A 17387-nucleotide genomic window follows, 5' to 3' on the forward strand; every position below is an offset into this window, starting at 1 on the left:
GCGCGCGCAATGACCCAGCAGGCTGAATCGCTCGACGAACTGCGGCTGCAACTGGCCCCGCTGATCGCCGATGCCGCCGTGTTCGATGGCTGGACGGCGGACGCGGTGGCTTCCGCCGCGGCTTCGGCGGGCGTCGATCCCGCGCTTGCCGCCTATGCCTTCCGCGACGGGGCGATGGCGATGATCTCCGCATGGATCGGCCATGTCGATGCGACCATGAATGCGTCGGTGGGCGCGTCGGAGGGCAGGGTGGGCGCACTGTCCAACCTCTCCATTCGCGAACGTATCCGCCGCCTCGTCTGGGCGCGGCTCGATGCCGTCGCCGGGCGTGAGGAAGCGCTGCTGCGCGCGCTCACTATCATGGCGATGCCGCAGAACGTGGCGGCCTCGACGCGGCTGGGCTGGCGCAGCGCGGACAGGATGTGGCGCCTCGCGGGCGATACCGCGACCGACTACAACCACTACACCAAGCGCGCGATCCTCGGCGGCATCTATGCCGCGACGCTCCACGCCTTCGCGCGCGACACCAGCGAGGACAAGGCCGAGACCCGCGCCTTCCTTGACCGGCGGATCGCCGGGATCATGCGGTTTGAGAAGGCCAAGGCGCAATTGCTGCGTAAGCCCGACGAGCGCTTCAGCGTGACGCGCCTGCTTGGCCGCATGCGCTACCCGGCACGGTAAACCAATTCCTCCCCGAGCTTGCTCGGGGAGGTGGCAGCCCGCAGGGCTGACGGAGGGGGAATTGCGCGCCTTCTCCCCCTCCACCACCGCCTGCGGCGGCGGTCCCCCTCCCCGAGACAAGCTCGGGGAGGAATTAGCCACCCATGCTTCGTCATTGCGAGCGTAGCTAAGCAATCCACGGTCGGCCCGCAACGCTGGATTGCTTCGCTACGCTCGCAATGACGATTCAAGGGCACTCTCGCTTCTGCGCATATGTCAAAACCTTGCCCCCGCAGAAATCCAGCGCTTCCCCTATTGCGATCCAGTTGCAATTAAGGATGTTATCTGGCACCGGGCCGCAATGACTCTCGACAAGCTTCCCATTGGCCGGAGCGCGCGAATCGTCGCCGTGGACTGGTCCGTACTCGTTCCGGAAGAGGCGCGCAGGCTTCGTGCGCTGGGGCTGGAGCAGGGCGCGAAGATATCGGTGTCGCATCGTGGCATCCTCGGCGGGCACGATCCCATCGCGATCACCGTCGGACGCATGACGGTTGCGGTGCGTCGGGCCCATGCAAGCGCCATGGAGGTCGAGGAACTGTGAGCCGCCAACGCAAAGTCGCGCTCGTCGGCAACCCGAACGCGGGCAAGAGCGCGCTGTTCAACGCGCTGACCGGCGCGCGCCAGAAGATCGCCAATTATCCGGGCGTCACCGTGGAGCGCAAGTCGGGCCGCTTCGTGCTGCCGACCGGCGAGCCGGTGGAGATGACCGACCTTCCCGGCGCCTACGGCCTCGACCCGACGAGCCCGGACGAGGAAGTGACCGCCAAGGTCATCGCCGGGCATTTCCCCGGCGAAGCCGCGCCGGACGTGCTGGTCGTGGTGCTCGACGCATCGAACCTCGAACAGCATCTCGTCTTCGCGCAGGAACTGCTGGCGCTGGGCAAGCCCACGGTCGTCGCGCTCAACATGGTCGACCTTGCCGAGCGGGACGGACTGGTGCTCGACGCCGCCGTGCTGGCCGAGGAACTGGGCGTCCCGGTCATCCCGACCGTCGCCGTGCGCCGCCGCGGCCTTGCCGAACTGGGCGAGGCTATCGCCAATGCCGGTGAGCGCCACGCGGGGCCGGGCCTCACCGACATCGGCCCGACCGAGCGCCGCGTTGCTGCGCATGCCATGGCCGACGCCGCAATCCTGTCGGAATCGAAGCGCCATCGCCTTCATGCCAAGCTGGACAAGGTGCTGCTGCACCCCTGGCTCGGTTTCGTCATCATGGCGGCCATCCTCTTCGTGGTGTTCCAGGCGGTCTTCGCCTGGGCGACGCCCTTCGCCGATGCACTGGATGCCGGAGTCAGCGGGCTGCACGACGCGGTGCAGGCGGCGCTGCCCAAGAGCCTGCTGCGCGACATGCTGACGGAAGGCGTCATCGCCGGTGTCGGTGCGGTGGTGGTGTTCCTGCCGCAGATCGTCATCCTCTTCGCCTTTATCCTGGCGCTGGAGGCTTCGGGCTACATGGCGCGCGCGGCGTTCCTGATGGACCGGCTGATGGCCCTTGTCGGGCTGTCCGGCCGCAGCTTCATCCCGCTGCTCTCCAGCTTCGCCTGCGCCATTCCGGGCATCATGGCGACCCGTTCGATCACCGATCCCAAGGACCGGCTGACGACGATCCTGATCGCGCCGATGATGACCTGCTCGGCCCGGATGCCCGTCTATACCGTCATCATCGGCGCCTTCATCCCGAACACCACGGTTGGCTGGGGAATTGGCCTGCAGGGTCTCGTCCTGTTCGCGCTGTTCCTGTTCGGCATCGTCGGCGCCGTGCTCGTGGCGCTGATCCTGCGCCTTTCGGTGACGAAGGGCGCGGCGTCGGGCTTCATCATGGAACTTCCCAAGTACCAGATGCCCCGCCTCAAGGACATGGCGATCGGCCTTTGGCAGCGTGCGTGGATCTTCCTGCGCCGTGCGGGCACGATCATCTTCATGGTCACGGTCGTGCTCTGGGTGGTCCTGAACTTCCCCAAGGCCGAACCCGGCCAAAGCCAGGTCGATGCATCGATCGCGGGCAAGGTGGCGAACGGCCTCGCCTACGTGGTGGAACCGATCGGCTTCAATCGCGACATGGCGCTCGCGCTGATCCCGGCGATGGCCGCGCGCGAAGTCGCGGTCGCCTCGCTGGCGACCACCTATGCTGTCGATGCGGGCGACGACGAGGACGAGCAGGCGCTGGAACTGGGCGACAAGCTCAAGGCGCGCTGGACGCTGCCGATGGCGCTGGCCTTCCTCGCGTGGTTCGTCTTCGCGCCGCAGTGCATGTCGACGATCGCGGTGACGCGGCGCGAGACGAACGGCTGGAAGTGGCCGACGTTCATGCTCGCCTATCTCTTCGGCCTCGCCTACATCGCCGCCGGTGCGACGTACTGGATCGCGATCGCGGCGGGGCTCTGACACGCCGGTCCTTCCCTATCTCGTCATTGCGAGCGTAGCGAAGCAATCTAAGGCCTGCGACGCTGGATTGCTTCGCTACGCTCGCAATGACGGTTAGAATTGTCGAAAAGGCGGTCAGCCGGACTCGCATCCAGCGCCGCGCTTAGGCTAACCCGGACGCCGAAATTCGAAGGAAAGCGATTCCCGCATGGCAGGCAGCGTCAACAAGGTCATCATCGTCGGCAACCTGGGGGCCGACCCCGAGGTCAAGTCGTTCCAGAACGGCGGCCGCATCGCCAACCTGCGCATCGCGACATCGGAAAGCTGGAAGGACCGCGCCACCGGCGAGCGCAAGGAACGGACCGAGTGGCACTCGGTCGTGCTCCAGTCCGACGGCCTCGTCGGCGTGGCCGAGCGCTTCCTGCGCAAGGGTTCCAAGGTCTACATCGAAGGCCAGTTGCGCACCCGCAAGTGGCAGGACCAGAACGGCAACGACCGCTACACCACCGAAGTCTCGGTCGGCGGCGTCGGCGGCGTGCTGACCATGCTCGACGGCGCGCCGGGTGGCGGCGGTGGTGGCCAGCGCAGCGGCGGTGGCGGCTGGAACGAGGGTGGTTCCTCGGGAGGCGGCTTCGGCGGTGGTCAGCGCTCCGGCGGCGGTTCGCGCGGCGGTGATGAATGGGGCGGCGGCTCCTCGTCCGGCGGCAGCGAATGGGGCCGCACCGGCGGCTCATCCTCGGGCAGCTCTTCCGGCGGTTCGGGCGGCGGCTACGGCGACGATCTGGACGACGACATCCCGTTCTGAGCGCGCCGCGCCCCCTGATACTCTGAGCGCCTTCGGGCGCTCAGTCCTTCCCCAGCTTCAATCCCTTGAGCGCGGCGAACGGCCCCTGATCCTCAGGCGCACCGATGCCCGCCGCCTTCCGGGCCGCTTCGGCATCGGGCCCCGTCAGGAACGGGTCGATTGCCAGCGCCAGGCTCTGCGCCACCGCTTCGCCAAGGTCGAAGTGCGTGCCTTCGTACTCGATCTCGTCCAGCTCGTCGGCGGTCAGCTCGATCTCTTCATCGGGCGCATAGGCGGTGCTCTGCGGTACGAAGCGGACGTAGACCGGCTCGTCGATCGATACCGGGATATCCTCCGCCGACACCGCGCAGGGCTGCACGATCTCGGCCTTGAGGGTGCCCCGCGCCTCCACCTGGAAGCCGTCCGCCCGGTCCTTCGTCGTCAGGTCCAGTTCGGCGGAGAGCGTGTCGATCCGCACCAGCCCGAAACGCGCTGCCAGCGCCGCGCGCTCCGCCTCGTTAGGGGTGAGGGAGACATGCTTGCCCTCGACCTGGCGGACATCGAGCAGGCGGGAAAATTCAGGGTTCATCGTTCGATCCTGGCAGAAAGCAGTTCTTCGTTGGAAAGCGCATCGACCTGCGCATGAAGCGTGCGCACGCGAGCCGCGAGGCGGGCGGTGTCGGCCCCTTCGACCAGCGTGACGTTGCGCTCCAGCGCCGCCGCCAGCGCCGCGTCGTCGCCTGCCAGCCCTTCGCGCAGAGCGCCGATCCTGCCACCGAGCACGCTCATGAGCTTGCCCATCCGCTTGCCGACGACGAGATCCCCCACGCCCGACTGGCGCAGTTGCCCGTCCATGTCGTCCACGAACAGCTCGGTCAGCCGCACCGAGGGATTTATGAGCGTGTCGTCCACGGCCTTGTCGCGCTCGACGCGCAGCATGACCACTGCCATCACCAGCGTCACCGCGTCGAAGCGGCCAGGGACGGTGTCGGCGACGCCGCATTCGGCATACCATGGCTTCTCGCGCGCGATCTCCACCACGCGATGCCAGAGCGGCCGCACGGCATCGCGGGAATCTGTGCCTTTGCCGAGGAGGCGGGAAATCAGGGACACTATGGCGGCAAACCTTTCTACGAGGGTATCCTTAAGGAATCCGTTCAGGGGCAATTCAAGCGGCACACCGCAACGCCCATTGCGCGGGCGCTTGTGGGGCCGTAAGGCCATCCGGCGATATATGGGTATGGACGTGGCTGGCAATGGCCGTTGCTTCCGTTCCTGCGGTTTGGAGTGTTGAAATGCGCAAGGTGGGTCTCAAGGTCGCGGCAGCAGGCTTCGCGCTGGCAGTGGCGACTCTGGTCGGCGGCTGCTCGTCGATCCGCGACCATCGCGGTTACCTGATCGACCAGGCGCTGCTCGATTCGGTCCAGCCCGGCATCGACAACCGCATGTCGGTGGAAAAGACGCTGGGCCGCCCGACCTTCGAAAGCCAGTTCGGCCAGAAGGACTGGTACTACGTCTCGCAGACCGTGAAGGCCCCGCCCTTCCGCAAGCCCCGCACGGACGAGCAGACGATCCTGCGCGTGCGCTTCGATGCGGCCAACAACGTGGTCGGCGTCGACAAGCGCGGCATCGAGCAGGTGGCGCGGATCGATCCGGACGGCCACAGCACCCCGACGCTGGGTCGCAAGCGCGGCCTGCTCGAAGACCTGTTCGGCAACATCGGCGCTGTGGGCGCTGGCGGCATGGGCCAGGCTCCGACCGGCCCGGGTCCGAACGGCAGCTGATCGGTTCTTGAACCGCGCGGACAGCGGCATATATCCGCGCTCATGAACAACGACGGGGCGAGCCACGGCCTTATCCAGTGGCACGGAACGACCATCATCGGCGTGCGAAAGGGCGGCAAGACCGTCATCGCCGGTGACGGCCAGGTTTCCATGGGCAATACGGTGATGAAGCCGAACGCCCGCAAGGTCCGGCGCATCGGTGAGGGCGGCAAGGTCATCGCCGGCTTCGCGGGCGCAACGGCTGATGCCTTCACCCTCTTCGAGCGGCTCGAACGCAAGCTGGAGCAGTATCGGGGCCAGCTGATGCGCGCGGCCGTCGAACTCGCCAAGGACTGGCGCACTGACAAGTACCTGCGTAATCTCGAAGCGCTGATGATCGTGGCCGATGCGGACACGCTGCTGGTGCTGACCGGCAACGGCGACGTGCTGGAGCCCGAGGGCGCTGCAGCCGGATCATCAGGCGGCGACAGCCAGATCACGGCTATCGGCTCGGGCGGCAACTACGCCCTCGCCGCAGCCCGCGCGATCGACGCTTATGAAAGCGACGCCGAAACCATCGCGCGCAAGGCCATGCAGGTCGCCGCCGACATCTGCGTATTCACCAACGACCGCGTGACGGTCGAGACCGTCTGACCGGAACACATATGAACGACAACCTGACCCCCAAGGCGATCGTCGCCGCCCTCGACGCGCACATCGTCGGCCAGACGGACGCCAAGAAGGCCGTGGCCGTGGCGCTGCGCAACCGCTGGCGCCGCCAGCGCCTCGACGCCGACCTGCGTGACGAGGTGACGCCCAAGAACATCCTGATGATCGGGCCGACGGGCTGCGGCAAGACCGAGATCAGCCGCCGTCTGGCCAAGCTGGCCGATGCGCCCTTCGTGAAGGTGGAAGCCACCAAGTTCACCGAAGTGGGCTATGTCGGCCGCGACGTCGAGCAGATCGCCCGCGATCTGGTCGAGGAAGCGATCCGGCTGGAGAAGGACCGCCGCCGCGAGTCGGTGCGCGAGGCCGCTAGCAAGGCGGCGATGGATCGCCTGCTCAACGCCCTGGTGGGCGAGGGCGCCTCGGAAGCGACGCGCGCGGCCTTCCACCAGCGCATCACCGAGAACGCCATGAACGAGACCGAGGTGGAGATCGAGGTGGAGGACAGCCCCTCCGGCCCGATGGAGATCCCGGGCATGGGCGGTTCGGTCGGCATGATCAACCTCGGCGACATCATGGGCAAGCTCGGCGGGCAGCGCATGAAGCGCCGCAAGATGAAGGTGCCCGACGCCTGGGACAAGCTGGTCGACGAGGAGTCGGAAAAGCGCATGGACCAGGACGATGTCGCCCGCGTCGCGCTGGCCAATGCGGAGCACAACGGCATCGTCTTCCTTGACGAGATCGACAAGATCGCGGTGTCGGACGTGCGCGGCGGCTCGGTGTCCCGCGAGGGCGTGCAGCGCGACCTGCTGCCGCTGATCGAGGGTACGACGGTCGCCACCAAGTACGGTCCGATGAAGACGGACCATGTCCTGTTCATCGCCAGCGGCGCCTTCCACGTCGCCAAGCCGAGTGACATGCTGCCCGAACTTCAGGGCCGCCTGCCGATCCGCGTCGAGCTGAAGGCGCTGACCGAGGAGGATTTCGTGCGCATCCTGTCGGAGACGCGCGCCAACCTCATCGCCCAGTACAAGGCGCTGCTCGGCACCGAGCAGGTCACGGTCGAGGTCACGTCGGACGCCATCGGGGAGATCGCCCGCATCGCCGCGCTGGTGAACGAGACGGTCGAGAACATCGGCGCCCGCCGCCTGCAGACGGTGATGGAAAAGCTGCTCGAGGAACTCAGCTTCGAGGCCGAGGACCGCAAGGGCGAGACGGTGACCATCGACGAGGCCTACGTGCGCACCAAGCTCGAAGGGTTGGCGGGCAACGCGGATCTGTCGAAGTATATCCTCTGATCGGCGGATCGGACGGGAAACGGGAAGGGCGCTGACTTCGGTTCGCGCCCTTTTTGTTCCTTGAATGTTCCGTTGAAATGGGTAGCTTCGATGGCGAAGGAGAATCGCCATGAGCCTAGAGGGTGGATGCCAGTGCGGCGCGGTGCGCTACAGTGTCCAAGGTGAACCGCAGCATGTCGCGTTGTGTCATTGCAGTGATTGCCGCAAGTCGGCGGGGGCGCCGGTGGTGGCATGGGCGGCTTTCGCGACACCGGACTTCACGCTGACGGCAGGGATGGCCACGGCGTACAACTCCAGCGGCGCGGCGTTCCGGCACTTCTGCCCGACCTGCGGAACAGGTCTCTACTACGTCAACGAGGATGTGCTCCCCGGACTGGTCGATATCCAGGTCGCCACGCTCGACGATCCAGATGCGCTGCAACCGCAGGCGCATATCCAGGTGGCGGAACGGGTTGGCTGGATGGAAACGACCGGCAGCCTGCCGGAATTCGCGCGCTATCCGGGCTAAGGGGCTTGCCAGCTTCTAAGGAGCGGCTAGGCATTTCTCCTCGCTTGGAGAGAGATGCCGAAGATGTACCAGACGCCTGAAGATCGCCCCGTGTATCGCCTGCTCACCGGTGCGGACGACCGCGCCTTCTGCGAGCGCGTGTCGGAGGCTCTGGCACAGGGCTGGCGGCTCTACGGTTCGCCGTCGCTGTCATGGGATACGGCGGAAAACTGCATGAAGGCGGCACAGGCCGTCGTCTGGCACGAGGCTGATGTCGTGAAGTGATCCGGCTTCACTTCGTCATTGCTTCGTTACGCTCGCAATGACGAAAAGGATGCTCAGCGACCAGGCCGCGCTTTGTCCGCAGATATCACGGTTGTTTCAGGTTGAAGCGTTTCGGCCTGCCGGGTGTCTTCCGCCTGCGCGGGCGTGGTGGGTACGACGAGCGGGATGGCGGCCAGTGGCGCCGCCGCCAGTGCAAGTGCGCCGATGCTCGCGAAACATGGCCTCATCGAATCGTCTTCCCTGTGAACCTTGCGTCGAAGAACTGACGGCTCTTCAATAGGTTCCGTGGTGTCGAGGCCATGGGTTCACCGTGATTGCGGCACGGTCCGCGGGCTTTGCGGTTGCCCGCTCCGACCATATCGCGATGCTCGGGAAACGAAATCCGCCCGACGCTTTTCGGAGAACGACATGGTCCGCAAGACGGTCGCCCCCCTGGCCTTGGCGCTCTTCGCCACACCTGCCGTGGCGCAGGACATCATCCCGCTCATCTCGCCCGGTCAGGCTGCCGAGGGCGTGTTCTACCGCTCGCGCATGGATGCCGAAGCGCGCCGCCAGCGGGAAAGGGTAGCCGATCCGGCACCGCAGGCATCCGAAGGTCGCCCCGCACCCGGCACGCCGGAATACCAGAAGCAGGCTTGTGAAAACCGTCCGATCTATCGTCGCCAGTACGGCGAGGATCACCCGCAGGTCCAGAAGCTGGAAGAACTCTGCAAGGCGTCGGGTTATTGAGGTCAGATTGGGGTTCCTCGTGTCGTCATTGCGAGCGTAGCGAAGCAATCCAGCGACACAGGCCGACCGTGGATTGCTTCGCTACACTCGCAATGACGATGTAGGTAGAATCCAGCGGTACGAATCACTCCGCCGCCTCGTTCATCGCCTCCGCTTCGGCCGCCTGACGCATCCACATCTCGGCATAAAGGCCGTCACGGCGCAGCAATTCGGCGTGGCTCCCGCTCTCGGCAAGCCGACCTTCGTTGAGAACCAGAATGCGGTCGGCATCGGCGATGGTGGACAGCCGGTGCGCGATCGACAGCGAAGTGCGATGTTCGGCCACGCGATGCAGGGTAGCGAGGATGTCCTGCTCGGTCCGGGTGTCGAGCGCGCTGGTCGCTTCGTCGAGGATCAGGATCGGCGGGTTCTTGACCAGCGTGCGGGCGATGGCGACGCGCTGCTTCTCGCCGCCGGAGAGCTTGAGCCCGCGCTCGCCCACTTCGGTTTCGAAGCCCTGCGGCAGCCGGTCGACCAGTCCCATCAGCGCCGCGCCGCGCGCCGCCGCCTCGATCTCTTCGGTCGTGGCGCCGTCGCGGCCATAGCCGATATTGTAGCCGATGGTATCGTTGAACAGCACCGAATCCTGCGGGACGATGCCAATGGCGCCGCGCAGCGAGCCCTGCGTGACCTGCCGGATGTCCTGCCCGTCGATCAGGATGCGCCCCGAAAGCGGATCGTAGAAACGATAGAGCAACCGCGCGATGGTGGACTTGCCCGCGCCGGAGGGGCCGACGATGGCGAAGGCCTGTCCCGCCGGAACCTCAAACGACAGGCCGTGCAGGATCGTGCGGTCGGGCTCGTAGCCGAACACCACGTCGTCGAAGACGATGGAAGGCTGGCGGATGACGAGCGCCGGAGCGCCGGGGGCGTCGGGCACTTCGACGGCGGTGTCGAGCAGGCGGAACATCTCCGCCATGTCGATCAGGCCCTGCCGGATCGTGCGATAGACCATGCCCAGCATATCGAGCGGGCGGAACAGCTGCGTCAGGTACGTCTGCACGAAGACCAGTTCGCCCGCCGTGTAGTTCCCGCGCCACCAGCCGTAGACCGTCCACGCCAGCGCGCCCGCCATCAGCAGGTTGATGACCACGCCCTGCACGATGTTCAGGAGGCCGAGCGAATTCTCGCTCTTCACGGCGGCGACGGCATAGGCGCGCGTCGCCTGCGCGTAGCGTTCCTCCTCCCGCTTTTCGGCAGAGAAGTACTTCACCGTCTCGTAGTTCAGCAGCGAATCCACCGCGCGGGCGAGCGCCTGCCCGTCGAGCCGGTTCATCTGCTCACGCAGTTTGGTGCGCCATTCGGTGATGACGCGCGTGACCCAGATGTAGGCGGCGATGGCAACTGCGGTCGCGATCACCAGGCCGGGCCCGAAATTGACGTAGAAGATCACCGCCACCACGGCGAGCTGCAGCACCGTCGGCGCGATGTTGAACAGCATGAAGTAGAGCATCGTGTCGATGCTCTTGGTGCCGCGCTCGATCGTCTTGGTGACTTCGCCGGTGCGCCGCGCAAGGTGGAACCGCAGCGACAGGCGGTGCAACTGGCCGAACACGTTCTCCGCCAGCTGGCGCGTCGCGTCCTGCCCGACTTTCTCGAACACAATGTTGCGCAGGTTGTCGAACGCGGTCTGCGCGAGGCGCCCGGCGGAGTAGCCAAGCACCATCAGCATCGCCAGCTGCACCAGCTTCGGACCGGTCGAACCCATGAGGTCGACCGCCCACTTCATCAGATAGGGCAGGACCAGCTGGGTCGCGGTCGAGAGCACGATGAACACGCAGGCCCACACGATCCGCCAGCGCAGCGCGGGATTGTCGCGCGGCCACAGGTAGGGAAGGAAGCGAAGCAGCGTGCGCCAGCCATCGTGGCGGGCATTCGGGTCTCTGACGGCAGTATCGGGAGGCATCGGCGCTATTTAGGCAATGGCGCGCACGAAACAATCCGGCAATCGTCCCGGCAAGGCGCGAAGTCCGGGGCCGCGATCACTTGACGAGATCGAACAGAACTTTCCGGCTCGAGAAGTCGATCGCCACGCGCTTGAACGCGCGCAGTTCGCGCATCCCCAGGAACACGGCGGGCCGCTTGTCGAGCTTCAGTTCGCGGAATGCAGGCGCATCGGCATAGGCGATCACGACGTTGGTGAGCCCGGCCCCGCCCAGTTCCAGCTTCCCGGCAAGACCGAGGTCGACCGGAAGCTCATGGCCGGTCACGCTCGAGAGAGAGCCTTTCAGCAAGGCTTGCCGATGCTTGCGCGACAGCGCCTCCTGAAGCGCGCGGTTGCCGACCGTGCCGCTCGCGCCGGTGTCTATCACCACGTCGATGCGCACGCCATCGACCAGCGCATCGGTGAGGATCAGCCGACCCGAGCGCTGCTTGGCGCGCACGACGATCTCGTATCCGCCGCTCCCGCCGGTCTGTGCCGGATCACCGATCCGGATCGTATCGCGCACGAAATCGAGCACGACGCGCTGGTGCTGCAGGCTGTCAGTGCCGAGGATGCCGTCCGCGCCGATATTGGCGCGCTCCAGCAGCGGCACGGTCAGGTCGTAAAAGGCGCGCGGGCCGATGGCGATGCTGTCGACTTGCGCCGTAGCGACGTCACCAGCACCGGCGATGCCGACGACGCGCACTTGCGGACCCTGAGTGAGCCCCAGGGTTCCGGCCAGTGCCGTCGAGACCACGGTGCGCTGCGATCCGGTGTCGATGAGGAAGCGGTATGGCCCTATGCCATGAACTGCGACGTCGACGGTCATCCGTGCGTAGGTATCAGTCGCACCTTGTACGGTATCGCCGGATTCGACGGCAGAGGAGGGCGGCGTGGGCGTCGCACCGAGGATAACCGGATTGGCGATCAGCATCGCCAGCGCCATGCTCATTCCAGACATCGCATCCTCCCGGCACGGTCAACGCCATGCCTGCATTATGGGAGAACTTGATATCACGATATTGCGTGAAACACCATGTGGAACATTGTTCCGTTTCAGGCCGAATGCGGATTCAGCCTGGTGCGGATCGGTTTGAGAACATGTGCCGCCATGCCGAAGAGATCGTCCCGGGCGGGGTGGCGCAGCAGCCAGATCGCTCCGATCCATGCAAGGCCGGATGCGATACCGGTAGCGACCAGGTCGAGGAAGCCGAGCGTGGCAGGCGAACGCCATACGATGACGGCGAACAGCGCCGGGGCTATCGTCACCACGGCCACGAAAATGCTTGCCGCGTAAATCCTCAGCGTCGCACTCCAGCGGAACCCGACCAGCCGTTGCAGCCAGATGGCGTAGAGGCAGAACCATCCAAGGCCATAGACCAGCCTCGATGCCGCCGCCGCTTCCACGCCGACTGCCGCCCCCGCCGCCAGCGTGCCGACGGACAGGGCGGTATCGAACAGGTTGAACCAGAGCAACTGGCGCATTCGCCCAAGGAGGATCGGCAGGTCCATGTGCAGCGGCAGCGCCACGAAGCAGCATTCCGCTATCGCCACGAAGGCGAGGAGGGGCGCTGCCCCCGCCCAGCCGGGACCGTAGAGCAGCAGGATCACCGGTTCGCTCAGCACTGCGAGCAGCGCCATGGCCGGCCATACGATGGCGCCGTGCGCCGCGACGACACGCTCGTAATAGGGGCCGAGATCCTTGCCCTCGTCGCGCAGACGGGCGAACGTGGGATAGTAGATCGAGCCCACCGCGCCGGCGACGAGGTAGTGCAACTGGGTGGCGAGGGCAACGCCCCGGCTGAACAGGCCGGCTGCGGCCATGCCCTGCATCCGCCCGATAATCAGGTCCGGCGTGCGCATGCCGATTCCGCCTGACAGGTACAGGATCGCGCTGCCCGAGCCGAAGCCGATGATCTCGCGGGCCCGGCCGAAGTTCACATGGAAGCTCGGCGGGGTGGGGCGCAGGATCTGCGCCGCGATTCCGCGTGCGGCCGCTTGCGCGATCATCGCCCAGGCTAGCGACTCGGCCGAGTAGCCCATGGCTGCAAGCGTGAGCGCGCAGGCGCTGTTCGTCACCGAGCCTGCTGCGCTGACAAGGAAAGTCCCGCGAAAGTCGAGCCGCCGCGAAAGCAGCGCCACCGGGACGATGCTCCAGGGATTGAGCAGATAGGAGCCCGCGATCAGCGCGAGTATCGGGAAGAGCCGGGGCTCGCCGTAGAACCGCGCGACCGGCCATGCGACGGCGAGGATCAGCGCGGCAAGCAGGAACGAGAAGCACGCCGCGATCACGGTGCAATGGCGCACGGTGTCCTCGTCGGCGGTGGGGTGGCGTCCGAGGTAACGGGTAAGTCCGAAGTCCTGCACGACCGACAGGATCATCGCAGCCGCCAGCGCCACCGAGAACAGGCCGATCTCTTCCGGCTTCAGGAAGAAGCGCGAGACGATGACAGACGTCACGAACTGCATCGCGAATTGCGTGTACTGGCTCGCGGCAGCCCAGAGCGCTGCGGATTTGACGCTGCCCGTTCCGCGTCCGCTGTCCGGAGATGCTGTCTCGGTCGACATAGGAAATATCAGGCCGGGCTGGACGTCGTGAGCGTCGCGGCAAGCCTGAGCGCCCGCGCCGGTTCGCCGAAGCGCACCAGGCGAGCGACCGTGCGCCACATGCCGTCACGGCGTCCGCCATCGCGCAAGTGCGTCATGAGCAGTTCGAATCCTTCATCACGCATGGCGCTCGCCGAGTAGAGCAGCCCCAGCGCAACCTGCTCGCGCACCTGTCGGGAAATACCGGGGCGGCCGAACAGCGCATCCAGCTCATCGATCGGGGGGAGCCTGTCGAGATCGGCGGTGGGGTCGTATCTACCGGCCTTGCGTTCGCGCCACGCAGCCTGAGCGACAGCGGTGCCGATCTGCTGTTCGGTCGCATGACGGGATGAAACCTGACCCGGATAGCGTCGATAGCGCAGCAGCCGCTCGGGAATATTACCCAGCCAGGTCACGCTGGACAGCCGGAGCCACAAGTCCAGATCCTCGCAGTGACGGAATGCTGCATGATAGCCACCGACCGAGCGGACCACCTCACGTCGATACATGGCGGCGGGGTGGCAGATGAGCTGCCCGCCCACTTCGATGGCGGCGATAAGGTCTTCGTGCGTCTCGGGGTGATCGGCGCCTGAGCGGACAAGCTTCTCGCCGTTCTCACCGATGTCCTCGCTCCAGCTTCCGACGACGCCGTAGTCGGGATTGTCTGCAAGGAACCCGATCTGCTTTCCGAAGCGGTCAGGACGGCAGATGTCATCGGCATCCATGCGGGCGATGATCGGCGCGCGAGCGGCCTCGATCATCTCATTGAGGCTCGCCACGAGCCCGCGGTTCTCACGAAGGATCGGACGGATACGTGAATCGGCCTGAGCATAGCGGCGGACGATGTCGGTCGAACCGTCGGTCGAGCCATCGTCGAGGATGAGAAACTCGAAGTCGCCGAAATCCTGGGCGAGAACGCTCTCGATGGCGAGCGCCAGAAAGCGGTCGCCATTGAAGACGCTCATCGCGACGCTGATTGCCGGTGTCGGCATGAAGATGATCGGTTCCCTGGCTTGTCTGATGCGTGTGGCTGCGCCGTCTCGTCCTCGGGCTTATCCGTGGCATGGTAAAGAAAGCGTTGGGATTGATCGGCAATCACAAGACCTTGAACATGCGTCCAGCGATACCATATGAGGCCTCGCGGTGATCGAAGTCCCGGTTTTCCGGGGCTGAGATGGCAGTGAGAGATCGTACCCGCCGGATATTCGGAGCAATTCTCCCGATCTCCCCTATATGGATGCACATCCCCGTTCCGCTGGCGTTCACGCCATTGGGACGATAGGATGACGGTCATGAACCCCATCTCCGGCCGGAACGCGCCGGATCGACGAATGAAGAGGCATCACGCCCGATGAAGATCGCCCCGTTCGCGCGCGCCGCGCTTCTGGTTTCTGCCGTGGCGGTCCTGCCCGTCGCGACCTCCGGCCTCGCTGCGGTGGACACGCGCACCAGCCACGAATTCGACAAGCTCTTCACCATCTACCAGATCGTGAAGGACAACTATGTCGACCAGGTGGACGACGACAAGCTGCTCAAGGGCGCGATCGACGGGATGCTGGCGAGCCTCGACCCGCATTCGAATTACCTCGACGGCCAGTCGCTCCAGCGGCTGGAGACGATGATCGACGGCAAGTACACCGGCCTTGGCCTCTCGGTGGTGGAGGATGACGGCGCGGTGAAGATCGTCTCGCCGTTCAAGGGCAGCCCGGCGGAGAAGGCGGGGCTCAAGGCGGGCGACTACATCACCCACCTCGACGGCGTGCTCTATTACGAGCGCGATCTGGACGAGGCGGTGTCGAAGATGCGCGGGACGGCGGGTACCTCGATCCGCCTGACGATCTTCCGCCCGGGCCGCGATGCGCCGTTCGACGTCACCGTGACGCGCGGCGTGATTGAGCTTGAGCCCGTGACCTGGGAGTACAAGGACAACGTCGGCGTGATCTCGGTGAACGAGTTCTCGCGCGACGTCGGCAACGACGTGAACAGCGCGATCGCCGATCTCAAGAAGCAGGCGGCGGTGAAGGGTGGCGGCAAGCTGGCGGGCATCGTGCTTGACCTGCGTTCCAACCCCGGCGGCTCGCTGGACGAGGCGGTGGCGCTGTCGGACCTGTTCCTCGAGAAGGGCGACATCGTCTCGCAGCGCGGTCGCAACCCGAACGAGAACCAGTTCTACCGCGCCGAGTCGGTGTTCCGCGGCGATGCCGCCAAGGGCTTGCCGGTAGTCGTGCTGGTGGACGCCGGTTCGGCCTCCGCGTCGGAGATCGTTGCGGGCGCGCTGCAGGACCAGCACCGCGCGGTGGTGATGGGCGAGCGGACTTTCGGCAAGGGCTCGGTCCAGTCGTTCCTGCCGCTCGACCAGAACAGCGCGATCAAGATCACCACGGCGCGCTACTTCACGCCGTCGGGCCATTCGGTGCAGGAGGGCGGCATCGTTCCCGACATCAAGGTGCCGCAGCTTTCCGATCCCGATGCCCGCGCGCGGGCTGAGCGGGCAGTGCGCGAATCCGACCTGCGCGGCCATCTCATCAACGAGGCGGCGCTGAAGGACAAGGATCTGGAGACCGACAAGCAGGACGATCCGCGCTTCAAGGTGACCGCCGCAGAGCTTGAGAAGCAGGGCATCAAGGACTTCCAGCTGAATTACGCGATCTCCACCCTGCAGCGCACAGCCGGCAAGCCCGCGCTCGCCGCCGCGACCAAGAACTGACCGGCGGAGCAGGGGGATATGGCCGTTTCCGTCGCCGCGCCCGTGCGCGCCGCCCGCTGGCTTGCGCTGGGCGTGCCCGTTTTCCTGCTCGGTGGCGCGCTGGTGAGCCAGTATGTCTTCGGGCTGCATCCTTGCGAGATGTGCTGGTGGCAGCGCTATCCGCACATGTTCGCGATCCTGCTGGGGCTGCTCGCCTTCTTCTGGAGGCCGGTGCGCCCGCTGGTGGCCGTGGCGGCGCTGGCGGTGCTCGTCTCCGGATTGATCGGCGGCTTCCACGCAGGCGTTGAATACGGTTGGTGGGAGGGCATGACCGCCTGCACCGCCAGTCCCTTCGCAGCGGGTGGCGATCCGCTCGACGCGATCATGAAGGCGCCGGTGATCCGCTGCGACGTCGCGCCATGGAGCCTGCTTGGCGTATCGCTGGCGGGATGGAATTTCCTGTTCTCGACCGCGGGTGCGCTGGCCGTGTTCGGCCTCATCGCCCGCAGTGGAAAGGCGTGAGATGACGACAATGAACAAGCGCAGCGAGCGCATGCTGCGGGTCGATCAGGCGGGCGAATACGGCGCGAATCGTATCTATGCGGGTCAGCTCGCAGTGATGGGCACGCGCGCGCCGCACTCCACAGAGGTGGCCGGCATGGCCGCGCAGGAGGCCGAGCATCAGGCGAAGTTCGACGCGATGATCGCCGAGCGCGGTGTGCGCCCGACCCTGCTCCAGCCGGTGTGGTCGGTCGCGGGCTATGCGCTGGGCGCGGCGACGGCGCTGATGGGGCCGGAGGCGGCGATGGCCTGCACCGCCGCCATCGAGACCGAGATCGACCGTCACTATACCGAACAGCTTGAGGAACTGGGCGACGAGGATCCCGAACTGGGTGCCGCGATCCTCAAGTTCCGGGACGAGGAGCGCGAGCACCGTGATGCCGCGCTGGCGGCGGGCGCGGAGAAGGCCCCGGCCTATCCGGTGCTGTTCCACGCCATCCGTATGGGCTGCCGTGTCGCCATCAAGCTGTCGGAACGGATCTGATACCTCGCGGGTTG

20 protein-coding genes are annotated in these 17387 nt (G+C 66.0%); 14 read left to right on the forward strand and 6 right to left on the reverse strand.

What is annotated here, in order from left to right; all coding sequences use genetic code 11:
* The first annotated feature begins 9 nt into the window (after positions 1-9).
* The 4 genes from LO787_RS24525 to ssb all read left to right on the forward strand — a co-directional run bounded on the left by LO787_RS24525 (position 10) and on the right by ssb (position 3886).
* Positions 10-681 (forward strand): COQ9 family protein, encoded by a 672-nt coding sequence (locus tag LO787_RS24525; protein WP_232493570.1) that lies wholly within the window; start codon positions 10-12, stop codon positions 679-681.
* A 340-nt stretch (positions 682-1021) separates the two neighbouring features.
* Entirely contained in the window at positions 1022-1261 is a 240-nt protein-coding gene (locus LO787_RS24530; protein ID WP_232493571.1) for a FeoA family protein, read from the forward strand.
* The gene (gene feoB, locus LO787_RS24535) at positions 1258-3102 is read left to right on the forward strand and encodes a ferrous iron transporter B (RefSeq protein ID WP_232493572.1); all 1845 of its coding nucleotides are present in this window, start codon (positions 1258-1260) and stop codon (positions 3100-3102) included. The genes LO787_RS24530 and feoB overlap by 4 nt, the downstream gene beginning before the upstream one ends.
* Before the next feature lie 187 nt (positions 3103-3289).
* Positions 3290-3886 (forward strand): single-stranded DNA-binding protein, encoded by a 597-nt coding sequence (ssb, locus tag LO787_RS24540; protein ID WP_232493573.1) that lies wholly within the window; start codon positions 3290-3292, stop codon positions 3884-3886.
* 40 nt (positions 3887-3926) lie between these two features.
* On the opposite strand, the gene LO787_RS24545 is transcribed toward ssb, so the two are convergent.
* The gene (locus LO787_RS24545) at positions 3927-4454 is read right to left on the reverse strand and encodes a YceD family protein (protein ID WP_232493574.1); all 528 of its coding nucleotides are present in this window, start codon (positions 4452-4454) and stop codon (positions 3927-3929) included.
* Entirely contained in the window at positions 4451-4978 is a 528-nt protein-coding gene (locus LO787_RS24550) for a ubiquinol-cytochrome C chaperone family protein (RefSeq protein ID WP_232493575.1), read from the reverse strand. Before LO787_RS24550 ends, LO787_RS24545 begins: the two co-directional genes overlap by 4 nt.
* Positions 4979-5160: 182 nt before the next feature.
* Here LO787_RS24550 and LO787_RS24555 point away from each other — a divergent pair, with 182 nt between their 5' ends.
* The 6 genes from LO787_RS24555 (at position 5161) to LO787_RS24580 (ending at position 9093) form a co-directional block, all read left to right on the forward strand.
* Positions 5161-5649, forward strand: a complete 489-nt coding sequence (locus LO787_RS24555) for an outer membrane protein assembly factor BamE (protein ID WP_232493576.1) — start codon at positions 5161-5163, stop codon at positions 5647-5649.
* 42 nt (positions 5650-5691) lie between these two features.
* The gene (hslV, locus tag LO787_RS24560) at positions 5692-6282 is read left to right on the forward strand and encodes an ATP-dependent protease subunit HslV (protein WP_232493577.1); all 591 of its coding nucleotides are present in this window, start codon (positions 5692-5694) and stop codon (positions 6280-6282) included.
* An 11-nt stretch (positions 6283-6293) separates the two neighbouring features.
* Entirely contained in the window at positions 6294-7592 is a 1299-nt protein-coding gene (gene hslU, locus LO787_RS24565) for an ATP-dependent protease ATPase subunit HslU (RefSeq protein WP_232493578.1), read from the forward strand.
* 109 nt (positions 7593-7701) lie between these two features.
* A complete protein-coding gene (locus LO787_RS24570; protein WP_232493579.1) occupies positions 7702-8100 on the forward strand; it encodes a GFA family protein in 399 nt (132 codons plus the stop codon).
* Between the two features lie 63 nt (positions 8101-8163).
* Positions 8164-8364, forward strand: coding sequence for a DUF1737 domain-containing protein (locus LO787_RS24575; RefSeq protein WP_232493580.1), 201 nt, complete (start codon positions 8164-8166; stop codon positions 8362-8364).
* A gap of 408 nt (positions 8365-8772) precedes the next feature.
* A complete protein-coding gene (locus LO787_RS24580; protein WP_232493581.1) occupies positions 8773-9093 on the forward strand; it encodes a hypothetical protein in 321 nt (106 codons plus the stop codon).
* Between the two features lie 124 nt (positions 9094-9217).
* Here LO787_RS24580 and LO787_RS24585 read toward each other — a convergent pair whose 3' ends face one another.
* The 4 genes from LO787_RS24585 to LO787_RS24600 form a co-directional block, all read right to left on the reverse strand.
* A complete protein-coding gene (locus LO787_RS24585) occupies positions 9218-11038 on the reverse strand; it encodes an ABCB family ABC transporter ATP-binding protein/permease (protein ID WP_232493582.1) in 1821 nt (606 codons plus the stop codon).
* A gap of 76 nt (positions 11039-11114) precedes the next feature.
* Complete coding sequence (locus tag LO787_RS24590) at positions 11115-12017, reverse strand: retroviral-like aspartic protease family protein (protein WP_232493583.1); 903 nt, start codon at positions 12015-12017, stop codon at positions 11115-11117.
* Between the two features lie 95 nt (positions 12018-12112).
* Positions 12113-13624: an oligosaccharide flippase family protein gene (locus LO787_RS24595; protein WP_232493584.1), complete on the reverse strand. Its 1512-nt coding sequence runs from the start codon at positions 13622-13624 to the stop codon at positions 12113-12115.
* 8 nt (positions 13625-13632) lie between these two features.
* Positions 13633-14607, reverse strand: coding sequence for a glycosyltransferase (locus LO787_RS24600; RefSeq protein ID WP_232493585.1), 975 nt, complete (start codon positions 14605-14607; stop codon positions 13633-13635).
* On the opposite strand from LO787_RS24600, the gene LO787_RS24605 reads away from it, so the two are divergent.
* The 4 genes from LO787_RS24605 (at position 14594) to LO787_RS24620 (ending at position 17373) form a co-directional block, all read left to right on the forward strand.
* On the forward strand, positions 14594-14776 hold the full coding sequence (locus tag LO787_RS24605; RefSeq protein ID WP_232493586.1) for a hypothetical protein: 183 nt from the start codon (positions 14594-14596) through the stop codon (positions 14774-14776). The two genes, LO787_RS24600 and LO787_RS24605, sit on opposite strands and share 14 nt — an antisense overlap.
* A gap of 217 nt (positions 14777-14993) precedes the next feature.
* Positions 14994-16349 (forward strand): S41 family peptidase, encoded by a 1356-nt coding sequence (locus tag LO787_RS24610; protein WP_232493587.1) that lies wholly within the window; start codon positions 14994-14996, stop codon positions 16347-16349.
* 18 nt (positions 16350-16367) lie between these two features.
* Positions 16368-16850 carry a disulfide bond formation protein B gene (locus LO787_RS24615; RefSeq protein WP_232493588.1) on the forward strand — a complete coding sequence of 161 codons (483 nt, stop codon included), beginning with the start codon at positions 16368-16370 and terminating at the stop codon, positions 16848-16850.
* A 1-nt stretch (position 16851) separates the two neighbouring features.
* Positions 16852-17373: a demethoxyubiquinone hydroxylase family protein gene (locus tag LO787_RS24620; RefSeq protein WP_232493589.1), complete on the forward strand. Its 522-nt coding sequence runs from the start codon at positions 16852-16854 to the stop codon at positions 17371-17373.
* Positions 17374-17387: the final 14 nt, after the last annotated feature.

It is taken from the genome of Novosphingobium kaempferiae, from assembly GCF_021227995.1.
Taxonomy (GTDB): domain Bacteria; phylum Pseudomonadota; class Alphaproteobacteria; order Sphingomonadales; family Sphingomonadaceae; genus Novosphingobium; species Novosphingobium kaempferiae.

Excerpts from the sequence above, each read along its gene's own strand:
- LO787_RS24575 (WP_232493580.1), top strand. The coding sequence starts at position 8,164 with ATGTACCAGACGCCTGAAGATCGCCCCGTGTATCGCCTGCTCACCGGT.
- LO787_RS24590 (WP_232493583.1), bottom strand. The coding sequence starts at position 12,017 with ATGTCTGGAATGAGCATGGCGCTGGCGATGCTGATCGCCAATCCGGTT.
- LO787_RS24525 (WP_232493570.1), top strand. The coding sequence starts at position 10 with ATGACCCAGCAGGCTGAATCGCTCGACGAACTGCGGCTGCAACTGGCC.
- LO787_RS24595 (WP_232493584.1), bottom strand. The coding sequence starts at position 13,624 with ATGTCGACCGAGACAGCATCTCCGGACAGCGGACGCGGAACGGGCAGC.
- LO787_RS24530 (WP_232493571.1), top strand. The coding sequence starts at position 1,022 with ATGACTCTCGACAAGCTTCCCATTGGCCGGAGCGCGCGAATCGTCGCC.
- hslU (WP_232493578.1), top strand. The coding sequence starts at position 6,294 with ATGAACGACAACCTGACCCCCAAGGCGATCGTCGCCGCCCTCGACGCG.
- LO787_RS24570 (WP_232493579.1), top strand. The coding sequence starts at position 7,702 with ATGAGCCTAGAGGGTGGATGCCAGTGCGGCGCGGTGCGCTACAGTGTC.
- LO787_RS24580 (WP_232493581.1), top strand. The coding sequence starts at position 8,773 with ATGGTCCGCAAGACGGTCGCCCCCCTGGCCTTGGCGCTCTTCGCCACA.
- LO787_RS24615 (WP_232493588.1), top strand. The coding sequence starts at position 16,368 with ATGGCCGTTTCCGTCGCCGCGCCCGTGCGCGCCGCCCGCTGGCTTGCG.
- LO787_RS24600 (WP_232493585.1), bottom strand. The coding sequence starts at position 14,607 with ATGAGCGTCTTCAATGGCGACCGCTTTCTGGCGCTCGCCATCGAGAGC.
- LO787_RS24545 (WP_232493574.1), bottom strand. The coding sequence starts at position 4,454 with ATGAACCCTGAATTTTCCCGCCTGCTCGATGTCCGCCAGGTCGAGGGC.
- ssb (WP_232493573.1), top strand. The coding sequence starts at position 3,290 with ATGGCAGGCAGCGTCAACAAGGTCATCATCGTCGGCAACCTGGGGGCC.
- LO787_RS24620 (WP_232493589.1), top strand. The coding sequence starts at position 16,852 with ATGACGACAATGAACAAGCGCAGCGAGCGCATGCTGCGGGTCGATCAG.
- LO787_RS24555 (WP_232493576.1), top strand. The coding sequence starts at position 5,161 with ATGCGCAAGGTGGGTCTCAAGGTCGCGGCAGCAGGCTTCGCGCTGGCA.
- LO787_RS24585 (WP_232493582.1), bottom strand. The coding sequence starts at position 11,038 with ATGCCTCCCGATACTGCCGTCAGAGACCCGAATGCCCGCCACGATGGC.
- LO787_RS24610 (WP_232493587.1), top strand. The coding sequence starts at position 14,994 with ATGAAGATCGCCCCGTTCGCGCGCGCCGCGCTTCTGGTTTCTGCCGTG.
- hslV (WP_232493577.1), top strand. The coding sequence starts at position 5,692 with ATGAACAACGACGGGGCGAGCCACGGCCTTATCCAGTGGCACGGAACG.